At 76.3% G+C, this 1,080-nt stretch carries 1 protein-coding gene; it reads left to right on the forward strand.

Going from position 1 to position 1,080, the window contains the following annotated elements; translation table 11 throughout:
- Positions 1–154: 154 nt before the first annotated feature.
- Positions 155–1,080 (forward strand): AfsR/SARP family transcriptional regulator (locus tag DY245_RS32805; protein WP_147318385.1); only part of this gene is annotated, 926 nt, incomplete at its 3' end.

Consider the following 1,080-nt stretch of genomic DNA (forward strand, 5'->3'; position numbering starts at 1 on the left):
ACCCCCGCCCCGGAGGCCGCACCACCGCCACCCCCACACACCCGGGGCCCCGCCCCACAACACCCCCACCGCCCCGCCGAAGGCAGGGGCAAAAGACAAGCCCCCACGGCGGAGCCACCCGACAACGCGGGCCGCCCCCCACTACCGTGGGGCAATGCACTTCCGCGTACTGACCCCCCTGGACGTGCGGTCCTCCGACGACCGCCCCGCCCCCGTCCCGGAGACGAAGGTACGCGCCCTACTGGCCGCACTCCTGGCACACCATGGGCGCCCCGTGTCCACCACCCGGCTCGTCGAACACCTCTGGGGCCCGCGGCCGCCCGCGAACCCGACGGCCTCCCTCCAGAGCAAGGTCTCGCAGCTCCGCCGCGCCCTGGACACGGCGGAGCCCGGCGCCCGGAAACTGGTGACGGCGACCCCGCCCGGCTACCGGCTGGACATCACCGCCGAGGCCGTGGACGCCGGCCGCTTCACGGTACTGACGCACCGCGCCTACGCGTCCGCCGGCACGCGGGAACGGGCCGACCTGCTGGGCGAGGCCCTGGACCTCTGGCACGGCCCCGCATTCGCCGGCTTCGCGGACAGCGACCTGGTGCGCCCGGTGGCCGAGAGCCTGGAGGAGCAGCGGCTGACGGCACTGGAGGAGCGGGCCGCGGCCCGCCTGGAACTGGGTGAACACGCCCCACTGACCGGCGAGTTGGCCGGTCTGGTCGCCCGGCACCCGCTCCGCGAACGGCTGCGCGCCCTACAGCTGACCGCCCTCTACCGGGCCGGCCGGCAGAGCGAGGCGCTGGCCGCGTACGGCGAGATACGCACCCGGCTTGCCGAGGAACTGGGGGTGGACCCCGGCCCCGAACTCACCGCGGCCCACCAGACGATCCTGCGCCAGGAGCCCTGGCGGACGAGCCCCCGTGGCACCGGGGGCGCCGGGAGTACCGGCGGTACCGGGGCTATCGGGAGCGCGGGGGCCGATGACCGCACCGGCGACGCCGCACCCGCGGCAACGACGGCCACCGTCTCCGCGCCACTCTCCGTCGCACCGCCCCCTGCCGCACCACCCACCGCCCCCCACCCACGCCC

Origin of the sequence: Streptomyces inhibens, from assembly GCF_003389455.1 — a bacterium.
Lineage (GTDB): Bacteria > Actinomycetota > Actinomycetes > Streptomycetales > Streptomycetaceae > Streptomyces > Streptomyces inhibens.